This window comes from Brevibacterium sp. CT2-23B (assembly GCF_013168765.1).
GTDB classification, from domain to species: domain Bacteria; phylum Actinomycetota; class Actinomycetes; order Actinomycetales; family Brevibacteriaceae; genus Brevibacterium; species Brevibacterium sediminis.
In genome coordinates this window covers 69,001-83,542 of record NZ_JABBYK010000001.1, presented here as the reverse complement: position 1 = coordinate 83,542, position 14,542 = coordinate 69,001, and the positions used below count along the sequence as shown (strand labels likewise).

14 protein-coding genes are annotated in these 14,542 nt (G+C 64.7%); 3 read left to right on the top strand and 11 right to left on the bottom strand.

What is annotated here, in order from left to right:
* Positions 1-25: 25 nt before the first annotated feature.
* On the bottom strand, positions 26-1,390 hold the full coding sequence (locus tag HIM68_RS00385; RefSeq protein WP_139469627.1) for an SLC13 family permease: 1,365 nt from the start codon (positions 1,388-1,390) through the stop codon (positions 26-28).
* A 70-nt stretch (positions 1,391-1,460) separates the two neighbouring features.
* Positions 1,461-2,594: a PrpF domain-containing protein gene (locus tag HIM68_RS00380; RefSeq protein ID WP_139469628.1), complete on the bottom strand. Its 1,134-nt coding sequence runs from the start codon at positions 2,592-2,594 to the stop codon at positions 1,461-1,463.
* A gap of 113 nt (positions 2,595-2,707) precedes the next feature.
* Here HIM68_RS00380 and HIM68_RS00375 point away from each other — a divergent pair, with 113 nt between their 5' ends.
* On the top strand, positions 2,708-3,628 hold the full coding sequence (locus HIM68_RS00375; protein ID WP_139469629.1) for a LysR family transcriptional regulator: 921 nt from the start codon (positions 2,708-2,710) through the stop codon (positions 3,626-3,628).
* Positions 3,629-3,697: 69 nt separating this feature from the next.
* Here the strand turns inward: HIM68_RS00375 and HIM68_RS00370 are convergent, their stop codons facing one another.
* Positions 3,698-4,609, bottom strand: a complete 912-nt coding sequence (locus tag HIM68_RS00370; protein ID WP_172168690.1) for a LysR family transcriptional regulator — start codon at positions 4,607-4,609, stop codon at positions 3,698-3,700.
* Positions 4,610-4,673: 64 nt separating this feature from the next.
* Between HIM68_RS00370 and HIM68_RS00365 the strand changes: the two genes are divergently transcribed.
* A complete protein-coding gene (locus HIM68_RS00365; RefSeq protein ID WP_172168687.1) occupies positions 4,674-6,155 on the top strand; it encodes a malate:quinone oxidoreductase in 1,482 nt (493 codons plus the stop codon).
* On the opposite strand, the gene HIM68_RS00360 is transcribed toward HIM68_RS00365, so the two are convergent.
* Complete coding sequence (locus HIM68_RS00360; RefSeq protein WP_139907401.1) at positions 6,142-7,053, bottom strand: helix-turn-helix domain-containing protein; 912 nt, start codon at positions 7,051-7,053, stop codon at positions 6,142-6,144. The two genes, HIM68_RS00365 and HIM68_RS00360, sit on opposite strands and share 14 nt — an antisense overlap.
* Before the next feature lie 18 nt (positions 7,054-7,071).
* Between HIM68_RS00360 and HIM68_RS00355 the strand changes: the two genes are divergently transcribed.
* Positions 7,072-7,494: a VOC family protein gene (locus tag HIM68_RS00355; protein ID WP_139907400.1), complete on the top strand. Its 423-nt coding sequence runs from the start codon at positions 7,072-7,074 to the stop codon at positions 7,492-7,494.
* 29 nt (positions 7,495-7,523) lie between these two features.
* On the opposite strand, the gene HIM68_RS00350 is transcribed toward HIM68_RS00355, so the two are convergent.
* The 7 genes from HIM68_RS00350 to HIM68_RS00320 all read right to left on the bottom strand — a co-directional run bounded on the left by HIM68_RS00350 (position 7,524) and on the right by HIM68_RS00320 (position 14,427).
* Complete coding sequence (locus tag HIM68_RS00350; RefSeq protein WP_172168684.1) at positions 7,524-8,108, bottom strand: hypothetical protein; 585 nt, start codon at positions 8,106-8,108, stop codon at positions 7,524-7,526.
* A gap of 1 nt (position 8,109) precedes the next feature.
* Positions 8,110-9,648: a sodium/proline symporter gene (locus HIM68_RS00345; protein WP_172168681.1), complete on the bottom strand. Its 1,539-nt coding sequence runs from the start codon at positions 9,646-9,648 to the stop codon at positions 8,110-8,112.
* Positions 9,645-9,851, bottom strand: coding sequence for a hypothetical protein (locus tag HIM68_RS00340; RefSeq protein WP_172168587.1), 207 nt, complete (start codon positions 9,849-9,851; stop codon positions 9,645-9,647). Before HIM68_RS00340 ends, HIM68_RS00345 begins: the two co-directional genes overlap by 4 nt.
* A 166-nt stretch (positions 9,852-10,017) precedes the next feature.
* Positions 10,018-11,616: a molybdopterin-dependent oxidoreductase gene (locus HIM68_RS00335; RefSeq protein WP_172168678.1), complete on the bottom strand. Its 1,599-nt coding sequence runs from the start codon at positions 11,614-11,616 to the stop codon at positions 10,018-10,020.
* 20 nt (positions 11,617-11,636) lie between these two features.
* A complete protein-coding gene (locus tag HIM68_RS00330) occupies positions 11,637-11,963 on the bottom strand; it encodes a hypothetical protein (protein WP_172168675.1) in 327 nt (108 codons plus the stop codon).
* Positions 11,964-12,016: 53 nt separating this feature from the next.
* Entirely contained in the window at positions 12,017-13,534 is a 1,518-nt protein-coding gene (locus HIM68_RS00325) for an aldehyde dehydrogenase (protein ID WP_172168672.1), read from the bottom strand.
* Positions 13,531-14,427 carry a dihydrodipicolinate synthase family protein gene (locus HIM68_RS00320; RefSeq protein WP_172168669.1) on the bottom strand — a complete coding sequence of 299 codons (897 nt, stop codon included), beginning with the start codon at positions 14,425-14,427 and terminating at the stop codon, positions 13,531-13,533. Before HIM68_RS00320 ends, HIM68_RS00325 begins: the two co-directional genes overlap by 4 nt.
* Positions 14,428-14,542: the final 115 nt, after the last annotated feature.

Genomic DNA, 14,542 nt, shown 5'->3' with positions numbered 1-14,542 from the left:
CGGCGACCTGTGTATCGTTCGGTTGTCAGATGATTCCCGTCGGCACCAGCAGAGCCCACGCAAGAAGCGGGGCGATGAGGACGACGAACCCGGCGTAGATCATGAGGTCGCGCCAGATTGTTTTGGCTTCGCCGCCCTGTGTGTTGGCAATGATGAGCGCACCGTCCGTCGAGAACGGAGAGACATCGACGATCGTCGCCGATACCGCGAGCGCCGACATGACGGCTGTCGCGCTGAGGGCACTCTGCTCGAGCAGAGGGATGGACATCGGAATCAGGGCGGTGAGCAGCGCAGTCGAGGATGCGAAGGCAGAACTCACTCCGATGACGTAGCAGAGGACGATCGCGACGATGAGTGGAGCACCAATTGCCACCGCCATCTTCGAGAGCGAATCGATGACGCCGGCGTGGGTGAGCAGGCTGACATAGACGATCATGCCCGACACCAGAAGGACGGTCGACCACGAGATTCCTGAGACGAGGTTCTCGGAGCTCTTCAAGGAGGTGAACGCCAGCACGAGTCCGCACGCCAGTCCGAGGAAGCCGATCGGCAGCTCGAATCCGACCGCGCCGACAACCATGACGACGATGAGGCCTATGGTCAGCCACACCTGACGAGTCATCGGCGATGTCGCTGTGCGCACCTCGGTCTCTACTGCGACTGCCGTTCCAGAACCGCTTCCCTGCCGAGGCATCCTACCGTCAGAGTCGGGTCCTTTGCTTCCCACACCGGAGTCTCCATGAGCTCCCCAACTCTCAAGGTTGTCCGGGTCGGGCACTGTACGCAGTCGCCCGAGGGCCTTCATCACGACGACAGTGAGAATAGTGACCAACAAGTTGATGACATAGGCTGCGAGGAAGAGAGCCCCGCCGTTGATCTCGAAGCCATTGGCCTCGGCAATGTCACGAACAATGTTTCCGGACACGGAGATCGGTGAGAACCCACCGGCGTGTGCGCCGTTGATGACCATCGCTCCCATGACTACTCCGCTGTAGCCGGTCGAGGCACAGAAGCCCATGGCTGCCGGTGCCAGCAGAGCAACTGCGGCGGGAGAGAATGTGCCCATCGCTGTCAGCAGCGAGGAGACGACGAAGAAGATCCACGGCACGATATTGATACGACCCCGGACTGCGCGGATAGCCAGATCCACGAGGACCCTGATGGTCCCGTTCTTCTGGGCGATGCTGAAGAAGAAAGTCACGCCTACGATCGTCAGCACGATGCTCGCGGGAAACTCCTCAAGGATCTCCTTGTCATCCATGCCGAAGACGAAGGTGCCGAAGACGAAAGCCCCGACGAGGCCCATGATCCCGATATTGATGGGCCATTTGGTGGCGGCGATGAACATCACCACCAGCACCACGAGCATGAGTATCTGAACTAGGGACATGGGTGTTCCTCCAACTTCATTGTCAGCTGATCTTCCTTGAAAAGATTCAGGTATTCCTAGGGACGGTCGTTCATGAGACCAGGGGCAGATCTATGTCTGCGTGGGCAATCCGCCGCGCCACCCGTCTGACTCCGAGACGAGCGACTTGCCCCGACCCGGTGAGCTGAACTCGACAGACGATGACTCCGACGGGGGTGCCGATTCGGATAGCCACCTCGTCGTCGGCGTCGGTGTGCTGAAGAGCCCGCTTGTCGATGACGTCATTGACAAGACTTCCTTCCACGAATGAAGCCCGTGCCAGGGCGATCGCCGAAGTGATTCCGATTGCGGGATGCAGATCGAACATCGAAACCATCCGCGCAGAGATGTCGTAGTCTCCGGCGGAGATCCTCTCTCCGGAGATGCTGGTGTAGTCGGACGGCGGCGCGATGAGGCCCACCTTGGGTACGGCGGGGCTCGGCTCCTCGCCTTCGGCGCTCAGTCCCATTGACCTCGATGCGGCCGATCGAATCTCGACGAGCTCATTGAGTCTCAGACGGATCTCCGCGGTCGGCTCGGCCCCGGAAAGTCCGAGCTCAGCGGCACTGACGAAGCAAGCCGGAGCACCGGCGTCGATGCAGCTGACGGTGATCGAAACTCCGTCGCAACTCACCTCGGTGGCTGCCTCTCCGGTCGGCAGCAGCTCGCCGGTTGAAGCACCGTCGACGTTTTCGAAGAAGACGTTGACCGGAATGCCCGGCATCGAGCTTCCCGGTATCGTTTCGGAGCCGTTCGATGGAATCTTCTTTCCGGGTGTAGCTACATGAGCGACCACGACGGAACGAGTATTCTCATTCACCATCCTCACCGGAGTGACTTCGCCGCCAGGTCGGACCAATCCGTTCTGGACCGCGTAGAGCGCGACAGCCGAAGCGCAATTGCCGCAGTTCGACGTGAACTCGACCGCCGACCGGCCGATTCCGACCTGCGCGAACAGGTAGCTGACGTCGATGCCGGGGATCGCCGACGGCGAAATGACGGCAGCCTTGGAGGTCGTCGAGGAAGCCCCACCGACTCCGTTGAGCTGACGGTCATCTCCCGACCCGAAGGCCGCAGACAAGGCTTGCGCGATCCCAGCTCTGTCCGCCGGCATCTCGTCATTGGCGAACAACCAGCACTTAGACGTTCCGCCTCTGTACCACTGTCCGTGGAGCTGACTTTCCACTCGCTTCTCCTTGGTCCATCGCCGCTGTCTGCGACGACGAACATCAAGTTTTCACATCGGCCAGTTAAGTTCAATCAACACTTGATAATCTCTCTATAAGCTACGCTTAAACTATGAGTTCAGCGCCTTACAACGTCGACCGCCTCCTCCTGCTGCTTCTCGTCTTTCGGACAGGCAGCCTCTCTGCCGCCGCCGACGAACTCGCGTTATCGACCTCGGCAGTGTCACAGCAGATCAGCAAACTGGAACGCGAAGTCGGCCTTCCGCTTGTCGTCCGTCACCCGAAGGGCATGCGCCTGACAGATGCCGGAGTGAAACTCTCGTCTTATGCGGCGACCATCGACAATGCGCTCACAGCCGCAAGGAACGACATGTCCGCGTTTGCTCAGCTCGACCGAGGCGAAGTTCGGATTGCCACATTTCCGACCTTCGCCGCGTCGGTGATGCCGAAGATCCTTCAGCATTTCCATGAACTGCATCCAGACCTCGATGTGACGGTCAAGAGTTACCGTCTCGACCGCATCCAAGAGGCGCTCGAACGCCGCGAAGTCGATCTCGCGACAGTGTGGGACTACCCCTGGGCGCCGATCGACGACCAGATCCCCGTGACGACGACGCTGCTCAAAGAGCCCACGATGCTGCTTCTGCCATCAACTCACGCCTTAGCACGACGCAGAGTCGTGGAGCTCAAAGAGGTGGCGGACAATCCATGGATCACTCGCTCTTCCCACCCCGTGGCCTCGGTGCTCGGACGGATATGCAGTGATGCCGGGTTCGCGCCGCGCATCGTCTTCGAGGCCAATGACTACCAAGAGCTTCTGGGCATGGTCGCCGCCGGGCTGGGGGTGGCCATCGCCCCTCGCCTTGCAGTCCATTTTCATAGCCCTGACGTGAAGGTCGTCTCCATCAGAGGAAATCCAGCGCCGAGACGCATCGTCCTTTCCCAACTGCCCGAACGAGTGCCATCACCGGCCGTGCTGTCTCTGGTTCGCGCATTCCGCAAGATCGCCAGCGCGAAGGAATGGCGGACCTAGCAGCTCCCTCCGACTCCAGGACCGAGCATCTCCACATGCGACGGTCTCAACGATGTACGCACTTTCTCATCAGTCCTCGATTGCCCACGCGGCCGCGTGCGCGCGGATGAAATCGCGCAGGCGCTCGACGACGCGGCCGGGCCGACGCACAGCCGAACACAGCGCGACCTCACGCACGTATTCGGCCCCGTCCAGAGCCACCTCGGTGATTCCGTCGACCGGACGCACTGCGGGCGGGATCAATGCCACGCCCATTCCACGACCGACGAATTCGCGGATCGTCGAGAACTCGGTGACCTCGATCTTCACCTCCGGATCGAATCCGCTGGCCTGACACCAGCGGTCGGTCAGCACCCGGAGGTTGTAACTCGCAGGGGTGGCGATGAATTCCTCGGACGCCAACCGATCCAGGGTGATGCTGCGGACACCTGCCAGCGGGTGCACATCGGGCAGCGCCGCGATGATCGTCTGTCGTGCGAGCACCTCGTGGCTGACCTCGGGCGGCGGCGGAATGATGATCGCCAGATCGAGAGTGCCCCGCTGCAGATCAGCGACGAGCTCGGCACCGTGGGCCTGTTTGAGATCGAGGCGGATGCCAGGATGAGCCCGGTTGAAAGCCGCGAGCAGGTCGGGCACCTCACCGGCGCCCATCGTCAGCGGAAATCCGAACCGAATCGTGCCGTGCTCGGGATCGGCCACCTCGGCGAGATCGGCCAGCGCCGCATCGATCTCCGTCAGCGGGGCACGCACCGCAGCCACGAGATCCAGCGCTGCCGTCGTCAGACCGATGGCGCGTCCGCGCGGAACGGTCAATGGCACCCCGAGGTGGCTTTCGAGGGCGCGGATACGTCGGCTCATCGTGGATTGGGGTATGCCGAGGGCGGCGGCGGCCTCGGTCAGATGCCCGTCCTGATCGGCCAGCTCGACGAGTTCCCGCAGCGCCGTCAGCGGCGCCGCGCGGGACTCGGATGATCGTTCCATATTCGGATCATACAGTTCCGATCGCGCATTGGACGGATGATTTATGGGGGCGCATGGTGAGAATATGACTGCGAACCCCAAGCACACCGACCAGCTGCCCGATGCCGATGTCGTCCTCATCGGCGCGGGCATCATGTCCGCGACTCTCGGTTCGATGCTGACTCTGCTCGATCCCGATCTGCGGATCCTCGTTCTGGAGAAGGCCGAAGACATCGCCGGAGAGAGCAGCGACCCGTGGAACAATGCCGGCACCGGGCATTCGGGGTACTGCGAACTCAACTACATGCCTGACCCCGCCGATGGCGCGAAACCGGCAGAGATCGCCGGACAATTCCACCTCACCCGCCAATGGTGGGCCCATCTCGTCCGACTCGGGCTCCTCGACCCAGCGGAATTCATCCACTCGGCCCCACACATGAACCTCGTCTTCGGGGACACGGACGTCACCTACCTGCGTCGACGCGTTGACACCCTGAAAGCCGACCCGCTGTTCTCCGCAATGGAGTACACAGAGGATCCGGACACTATCGCCCGGTGGGCTCCCCTGACGATGGAGGGACGAGCCGACAGCGACGAGCCCATGGCGGCGGCCCGTCACCCTCGCGGCACCGATGTCGATTTCGGCGCTCTGACTTCGGCACTGCTGAGCATCGGGTCCACCGAGGTGCGAGCGGGTCACACAGTGACCGGGCTCGAATCGCGCACATCGGGCTGGACGGTCAGCGGATCGACACCGGCGGGACCGTTCGCCGTGCACGCGAAGACCGTGTTCGTCGGGGCCGGCGGCTTCGCGCTGCGACTCCTGCAGAAAGCCAGGATCCCCGAAGTCCGCGGCTACGCCGTCCTGCCGGTCGGGGCCGCTTTCTACCGGTGTTCGACCCCGTCGGTCGTCTCCCGCCATGATGCGAAGGTCTATGGTCAGGCCGATGTGGGCGCCCCGCCGATGTCGGTGCCGCATCTGGACCGCAGAGTCGTCGACGGCAAGGAGCATCTGCTATTCGGCCCCTATGCGACCTTCAGCACGAAGCTGCTCAAGCACGGTCGCCTCTCCGACTTCTTCACGACGGTGCGGCCTGACAACCTACATGTCATCGCGGCCGCCGGTCTGCAGAACCTCAGTCTCGTGTCGTTCCTCGTCAAGGAGCTCGCCGCCAGCCCGTCCCGGAAATTCGCGCAGCTGCGACGCTATCTGCCCCTGGCCCGACGCAATGAGTGGACCCTGTTGCCGGCCGGGCAGAGGGCCCAGCTGGTCAAACCGGATCGGCAGAAGATCGGCGTCCTGCAGCAGGGCACCGAACTCGTCGTCTCCGCCGACGGCTCGATCGCGGGTCTGCTCGGGGCCTCCCCCGGAGCATCGACGGCGGTGCCGATCATGGTCGATCTGCTCAAGCAGGCCTTCCCCGCCCAATGGCACGACAGCTGGGGGTCCCAGATCGCCGAGGCGGTCCCCGACCTCGATCGCACCGACTGGACCGCCGAGGCGGTCGCTCGTTCCCACGCCACGACCGATGGAGCGCTCGGCCTGTCCCCGGTCAGCCTCGCGTGACCCGCGCGGACTTCCGCTGCGCGTACTCGGCAGGGCTGAAACCGGTGACGCGAACGAAATCCGTGCTGAAGTGCGATTGATCGAACCATCCGAAGTGCGCGCCGAGGTCGGCCAGAGTTCCGTCCCACCCGCGGTCGATCGCTGCGACCGCGTCGATGATCCGTGCCCTGGCCAAGACCTTCTTCACCCCGACTCCGCAGAAGCTGCTGAATATCCGCTGCAGCGTACGCTCACCGATATCGGCTCTCTCCGAGAGGACCTTCAGGCTCACGACTTCGGGGTCGGACAGGATGTCGAGCACCCGCTTCAATCGTTCGAACGACGGGGTCATCTGCGGCCGCCAGGACAGCAGCCAGCTTTCCACCGATGCGGCCAATTCGCTGAAGTCGGGCGCCCCGGCACTCTGCGACTGCGCAAACATCTCGGAGAGTCCGAGGTCGGCATCCAACCTCGGAAACCACAGTTCGGCAGGGACGGTCGAATCACGGATGCTCGCCGGCTTCTCCTCGGAGAACGCCAGTGTCGCACCCGGCTGAAAGTTCACGCCGAAGACTCCGCCGCGCCCGAAGATTCCCACATCGAAGCGCCGTTTGGTGACCGGACCGGTCACCCATGCCCCAGGCCCGTCCACGTGCGCCCGCCGGCTGTCGCCGAACTCGAAGGTCAGATGGATGGTCGGTTCGGACAAAGTCGCCGTCTGATAACTCTCGCCCTCCGGCAGATCCCACTCGACGGCCCAATAGCGTTTGACGAAGGGGCGCAGGCGCTCGGCGACGACACGAACGGACGAATAACGCGCATGCTCGAGCATCTCCCCCGGCTTGAGCACACGTCCGAAGAAGTGCTGCGGCATCTCTTCGCCCGGTGACGCATTTTTCCTAGTGACGTCGTCGTCCATGGCACAAGAATGTCAGACATGACTGAAACACAGAAGACCGACACCGCCGCGACCACCGCCGACAACTCCACTACAGCACCCGTCGCCACACTGGCGATGGTCACTCTTGACGCCCCGAACGCTGCCGTTCTCGGAGAGTTCTACTCTTCAGTCCTCGGCTGGCCCATCGCCTATTCGGACGAGAACTATGCCATGCTCACCGGTCCCAGCCATGCACTGGGCATCGGCACGATCCCGGACTACCAGCGACCGAGCTGGCCCGACGACGGACACAAGCAGTTCCACCTCGACCTCGCCGCCGACGACATCCATGCGGCAGCCGATCGCTGCGTCGAACTCGGAGCCACCCGAGCCGAACCGCAGCCTGGTGAGACCTGGGTCGTGCTCCTCGATCCCGCCGGTCATCCGTTCTGCATCTCGGACGCGAAGAACTGGGGCTGAGCATCCCCGGAGACCTGACAGCCGAGCCCTCAGCTCCGTCCGACCTTGTCCACCCGCACAATGTAGTGAGACCCATCGAGACCATCGACGAGGATCGTCGCCTGATGCCTCGCATTCCCTCCGGAGACGATCCAGTTGGGCTTGAGCACTCCGCGCAGACCGCCCGCAGGAGTGATATCGATGCCCATTCCGAGCTTCACCGTCTTGACGACCTTCGCACGTGCCACTGATCGCGCGGTCCGCTCCGCCTCGTCCCGAGTCGGCAGCGGTCCCGACTGCTCGCCGATCAGACGGGGCCACTCCGATGATCCCGCCGTGGCGCCGCGAGGGGTGAAGTCGGCGATCATGCCCCTGCCCGACACGGCGTTGACGAGCACATCCATGCGCTGCCCCTGCCCGGATGCGCTTCTACGGAAGAGTCCGCGGGTGCGCACATCGAGGGCGGCCCACCAGAACGGATGATGCACCGCTTGGACCTCGGCGAGCGCGTCAGGGAGTTTGCGCTGGAAGACGGCGAGCGCCTCGGCGGCGGTGACGTGCGGGTCCATCCGCACCGGATCCTCAGCCCGCGGATCCGGGCCGACCGGGCGCCCGGTTCCGATCTCGGCACTCATCTCAGACGTCCTTCGGAACCTGACCGGCCAGGGAATCGTTCTGACCGGTGAGCATGTGTGCTGGGATCGCGCCGATCTTGTCGGTCTCCTTCATCGCCTCGAGGACGTGGGCAGGCACCGGACGCGAACGTTGAGTGGCCAGGGAGACGAGGATGAGGGCCAGGGTCGAGCACACGATGCCGACTCCCATCGGGTCGACTCCGGTCACGTCGACGAGTCCCGTCAGCTGCCAGACGACGGACGACACGGTGCCGGCGATCATCGGCCAGATCGCTCCGGGCACGTTCGCCTTCTTCCACCAGGCGGCGGCGATGTAGACGGGGACGAACGCGGCGCCGAGCACCGTGGTCGAGAAGATGACCACCTCGGCGACGGCCGGCGGATCGTTCACGGCGACGAAGTAGCCGATGATCGCGAGCACGAGAACGGTGAACCGGGAGACCCAGACGGACTGCTGGTCGGACATGTCCTTCTTGAAGAAGCGTTGGAACAGATCCTGGCTGGCGATCGTGCCCGACTGCAGCAGCAGAGCGTCGGCTGTGGACATGATCGCAGCCATGATTCCGGCCATGACGATGCCCACGGCGAAGTTCGGCAGCACAGTGTCTGCGACTTCGAAGACCGCGAGCTCCGGATTGTCCAGGGTCGGCAGCAGGATGAGCGCCATGATGCCGACGATGTAGGGGGCGGGGATGAACAGCAGGTTGAAGCCGGTGGCGTAGAGGCTGGCCCGCCTGGCCACCGAGGGCCGCTTCATGGCCATATGGCTGACATTGACGTGCGGCCAGCCCATATAGCCGATGGAGAAGACGAGGACGGCGCCGACGATGACTCCCCATTGGACGGATTCGATCCCGTCCGGTCCCCACATGGTCAAGAGGTTCGGGTTGATCTGTCCGACCGCCTCGTTGCCGGCTGTCCACCCGCCCACGGCCTGCAGACATCCGATGAGGATCCACACCATGCCGATGAGCATGATGATCGCCTGCACGAAATCGGTGTAGGCCACGGCGAGGTAGCCGCCGAGAAAGGTGTAGAAGACGATGACGCCGACGGCGATGAGCAGCGCCCAGGCGTACGGAATGCCGGTGACCATCTCGAGTCCGCGCCCGCCGGCAATGAACTGACTCATCACGTAGAAGAAGATGCAGAACAGGGCGACCGGCGCGGCGATCGCGCGGATCCACTTCGACGGATATCGATGTTCGAGGTATTCGATCGAGGTGAGTGACCCGAGGATCTGGGAGAGCTTGCGCATCCGCCGGCCCAGGATCGAGAGGTTGAGAACACCGCCGCCGATGTCGCCCATCGCGTACCACAGAGAGAAGTAGCCCTTCGTATACGCCAGCGATCCCGCACCGAGGAACATGTATCCCGACATCGACGACGACTGCAGGCGCAGAGCCGTGACCGCAGCGCCCAGGCTGCGACCGCCGAGCAGATATCCCTCGCTGCCCTTCGACCAGATCTTGAGCGTCCACACGCCGATCCCGGCCATGGCGAGGAAGTAGATGACGAGGAACCAGGTTTCGATGTTCATGCCGCTCCCCCGTTTCCTTCCGCCGAGGCGGCCCCGCCGTCTCGTCCGTCCGCTCCGTTCGCGGTTCTCGCCAGGGCCTGATCCTCAGCCATGTCCTCGGCCTTCCAACCGCGGGAGAGGAAGACGAAGACGAGGGTGTAGATCACCCAGATCGCGGGGATGCCGACGATGATGACGACCGTCGCCGTCGGAAGACCGAACACGTTGACCACCTCGTTGTGATGCGGGAATACAGATGATGTGAGTGAGATTACAAGTTATCGCGAGAAGCCTGAGTCTGCAGCGCCAAGTTCGCATGGTGGGAACGCGGGGCACGACTGTCTGACCGACCTGTCGGTTCGATGCGCATGTCCGTTCCGCAGCGCGGGCTCACTCAACGGTGAACTGGCGCTCGTGGAGTCCCGTCGCGGCACCCGGAATGGCGGGCCGGCGTTCCGAGGTCTGCACGTTTCCGTCCTGGTCGACCGCGCGCACGCTGACCGTGTGCGTGCCGGTGCTCAGTCCCGTGTGCTCGCATCGCCACTGGCGCCAGGTGTCGGCGGTGAGTTCTTCGCTGAGTTCCGCTTCCGCCCAGTCGCCGTTGTCGATGCGCACCTGCACCTTCTCGATGCCTGTGTGCTGCGCCCAGGCCATGCCTGCGGTGACGACCCGGCCGCCGCTCTTGGGGGTGACAGTGGCCCCGGGGCGGGGCACGTCGATGCGCGAGGCCACCAGCACGGGCCCGTGCGTGGCCCAGCCGCGCGTCGTCCAATATGCCTCTTTGTCCGCGAACCGGGTGATTTCGAGATCGGTCACCCATTTCGTTGCCGAGACGTAGCCGTAGAGTCCGGGGACGACCAGGCGTGCCGGGTATCCGTGGTCGCGTGGCAGAGCATGACCGTTCATGGCCACGGCCAGCAGGGCCGCGCGATCGTCGGTGAGCACTTCGAGTGGGGTGGAGGCGGTGAAACCGTCATCGGAGCCCGAGAGCACCATGTCCGCACCGGAGTGCGGTTTCGCCCGTGCCAGCAGGTCCCGGATCGGATAGCCCAGCCATTTCGCATTGCCCACCAGGTCGCCGCCGACCTCGTTCGAGACGCAGGCCAGGGTCACATAGTGCTCCTGGAGCGGGAGGTCGAGGAGTTCGGCCATCGTGATCGTGAACTCGTGCTCGACCATGCCGTGGACGCGCAGCATCCATGTTCCCGCGTCGATCGACGGCGGGAAGAGCGCTGTGTCGATGCGGTAGAAATCCTGGGTCTCCGTGACCAGCGGGGTCAGTCCGGGCACGTCGAGTTCCGCTCCGGTGGGAATCTCCGTCGCCGAGGCGGCCGGCCGTGGGAGGACGAGCTTCGTCACCGTTCCTGCCGCACTGCGGGCCAGTGTGGCCGCGGACTGCCCGGCCGCGACGGCGGCGATGCCGACCGCGCTCAGCCCCGCGGCCAGCCCGAAGAAGGCCCGTCGACCCGGCCTGGCCGGAGTTCGATGCTCCGTGTCGGCTCCGGCTTCCTCGGTGTCGGAGCGAGCCTCAGTGCCTCCACCGGTGCGAGCCGGGACAGTCGCGAGGCGGAGGAGGACGAGGAAGGCTGCGGCCCCGGCGGCGATTCCGCCGAGACTCGGCAGAGTGGCCACAAGCCCGGCACCGGAGCTGAAGCCGACGACGGCAGGCAGCAGGCCGAAACCGATGAGCAGGACGAGCGCCAGACCGCGACGGCGAGCGCCGATCCACCCGATGATCGCACCGCACCCCGCCCCTCCTGCCACGATCGTGATGACGAGGGCGAATTTGTCGTGAGTGCCGAAGAGGGCGATCGCGGACTTGATGAGCACGGTAGGCATCAGCGGGATGAGTGCCTGGCCGATGAGCAGAGCAGGAGCCGACGCCACGTCCAGGCTGCGGGCGATGAGTTCGGCCGTGCCGAAATAGATGAGTGTCGCAACGACCCCGGCGAGCACAGAGGGCCACGTTCGCTGAGTGCTCCCCACCATGCCCTCCTTCTCCCCCGTGCTCAGGCCAGGTTTCGACGCAGGCGCACGGCCGCCTCGGTGAGGGCGCTGATGCGGTTCTCGCGATCGGGTTCGGGCAGTGTCCGAGCCGAACGCAGTCCGTGTTCGAGGAGCACGACGACCTGGTCCGCGAGGTTCTGATCGCCGAGTTCGGGGACCGGCCGGGCATCGGATCCGATCCATGAGAACTCGGCCAGGGCCTCACGGATGACAGCACGTCTGCTCGGTGCCGGTGGGGCCGCCTCGTCGAGTTGGGCAGTGGTCAGGGAGATGATCCGGATGCGCAGGCGGCGCACCTCGGTCTCGAGTTCCGCCGCTGCCGTGGTCATGGACTCATGATAGTCCTCGTCGATGGGAACAGCGGCGGAACCTCGGACGATGATCAGGCGTCGGCCACCCAGACGGTCATGGTCTCCTGATAGGTGTCCAGGGCTTCCGGGCCGTTGTCGCGGCCCCAGAATCCGGACTGTCGCAGTCCGCCGAACGGGGTGGCTTCGGTGCCTTCGCTGTAGCCGTTGACCGCGAGGGTGCCCACTCGGATCCGGCTCGCCCACCACCGCACTTGGGCGATATCCTCGCACCACACGCTCGAGGCCAGCCCATAGGGTTCGCCGTTGATGAGGTCCACAGCGTCGTCGCGGCTGGTGCGTCGCAGCAGCTGGGTCACGGGGCCGAAGATCTCGCCGCGACCGAGTTCGCTGTCATCGGGCACACCTTCGATGACGGTCGGCGGGTACCAGGTGCCGGTGTCGGGGACGTCGGCACGGGTGTTGAGGATCCGCGCTCCCTTCTCCACGGCTTCGTCGACCCAGGCGGTGATGCGATCGCGGGCGCGAGCATTGATCACCGGACCGACATCCGTATCGGCATCGAACGGATCGCCGACGGTGAGTGCCTCGGTCGCCGTGATGAGCGCGGTGCGGAACTCGGCGAACCTCTCGTCATCGTCGCCGACGTAGATCACCCGAGAGGCGGCGGTGCAGTTCTGGCCGCTGGTGCCGAAGGACGCACCCGCGATGTCGGCGGCGATCGCCTCGAAATCCGTGGCGTATGCGGAGTCGACGATGTAGCCGGCCCGTCCGCCGAGTTCGAGGGAGACCTTCTTGAGGTTCGACCGGGCCGAGGATTCGAGGAAGGACCTGCCGACGGGTCCCGAACCGGTGAAGGTGAGCACGTCGATGTCGTTGTGCAACCCCATCGCGGCGCCGATGCCTGCGCCAGTGCCCGTGAGGACGTTGAGGATGCCGTCGGGCACCCCTGCCTCGGTGGCGAGCCTGGCGAGGTGGAGGGCGCTGAGCGTCGAATCCTCAGAGGTCTTGACGACCATCGCATTGCCGGCGGCCAGCGCCGGGGCGATCTTCCAGCCGAGCATGGCCACGGGATAGTTCCACGGCAGGATCGCTCCGACGACCCCGCTGGGCACCTTCGTCACCCAGCCCCAACCGTCAGGATTCTGCAGGTAGCGTCCGTCGTCGCGCGAGATGAGGTCGGCGCTCAGTCTGAGGTTCGCGGCGACATCGGGGACGTCTTCCTCGACGCTGCCGAGGGCGACCTTTCCGGCTTCGATGCCGTCGAGGTAGGCGATCTCTGCGGCATCGGCTTCGACGAGGTCGGCGAGGCGACGCAGCACCCGCGCCCGCAGCTTCGCGTCTCCTGCCCAGTCGGCCTCGTTGAAGGCGGTGCGCGCTGTGGCGACGGTGTCATCGAGCTGCTGAACGCTGGCCGGGGACAGGCTTCCGATCACTGTTCCGTCGCTCGGTGAGATGAGACCGATCTCGTCGCCGGTGCCGGTGACGGCGCGGCCGCCGATCCACTGTCCGAAATTGCCGTCGATGATGGCCCGAAGCGCGGTTCGACCGCGGTCGACGAGGGTGCTGTCAGTTGAAGACGTAGGGCTCATGCTGCGTGTTTCCTCTCCAGTTCGGCGATCGCGTCGAGCAGCGATGCCAATGAGTCGGGACCGGCTGTCGGCAGGGGTGGACGCACCGGTCCCTGTTCGTGACCGGTTCGGCCGAGCGCCTGTTTGATGAGTGAGATGAAGGCGGAGTCACCCTCGATGAGTCCGAGGGCATGCCCGAGGCTTCTCCATAGGTCGACGGCGCCGGCCCAATCACCGCTGTCGGCCAGCTCCCACAGTCTCTGGCAGTGATCGGGCAGCAGCCACGCCGAGGCCGCCACCCAGCCGCTGGCGCCCTGGGCGAAGCCCTCGAGGGCGATTCCGTCGGCCCCGACGAAGACCTCGGTGTCCTCGCCGAGGCGGTCGCGCAGCTCCCGGATCCTTGTGGCTTCGCCGGAGGTCTCTTTGACGCTCCAGAGTCGGCCGGTTTGCTGGAGCGCGGCGAGGTGGTCCGGGAGCAGGTCGGTGCCGGTGGAGTGGGGATTGTTGTAGACCATGACCGGCAGTTCGGACGCGGTCAGCACCGGGTGCAAGGCGGCGATGACAGCGTCTGGTTCGAGTCCGCCGTAGAAGGGAGGGGTGACCATGACGGCGTCGGCGCCCCAGCCGGCGGCATCCGAGATCTGGGCCGACATCTGCGCCGGAGTGTAGGCCATACAGCCGATGACCACGTGCGCCCGACCGTCGACGGCGGAGACGATGGTCTTGATCTGTGCTTCCCGCTCAGCGGCGCTGAGTGCCAGCGCCTCCCCCGTGGCGCCGAGGCCGAGAAGCCCGGTCACTCCTGAGGCGAGCACCTCCTCGACGCGACTGCCCAGGGCGTCGAGGTTCTGGTCTCCGTCGTCGAAGTAGGGGGTCGTCGGAACGGCGAACACACCGCGCATCGGATTCGTCATCGAATCGTCCTCTCAGGCCATGAGGTCTCTGGTCCGCGCTTCATCGATGAAGACGGTCCGCCGACGCTTCTCGTCGGTATCTCTGACGATAGGCAGAAAAGTGATCACAAGCAAT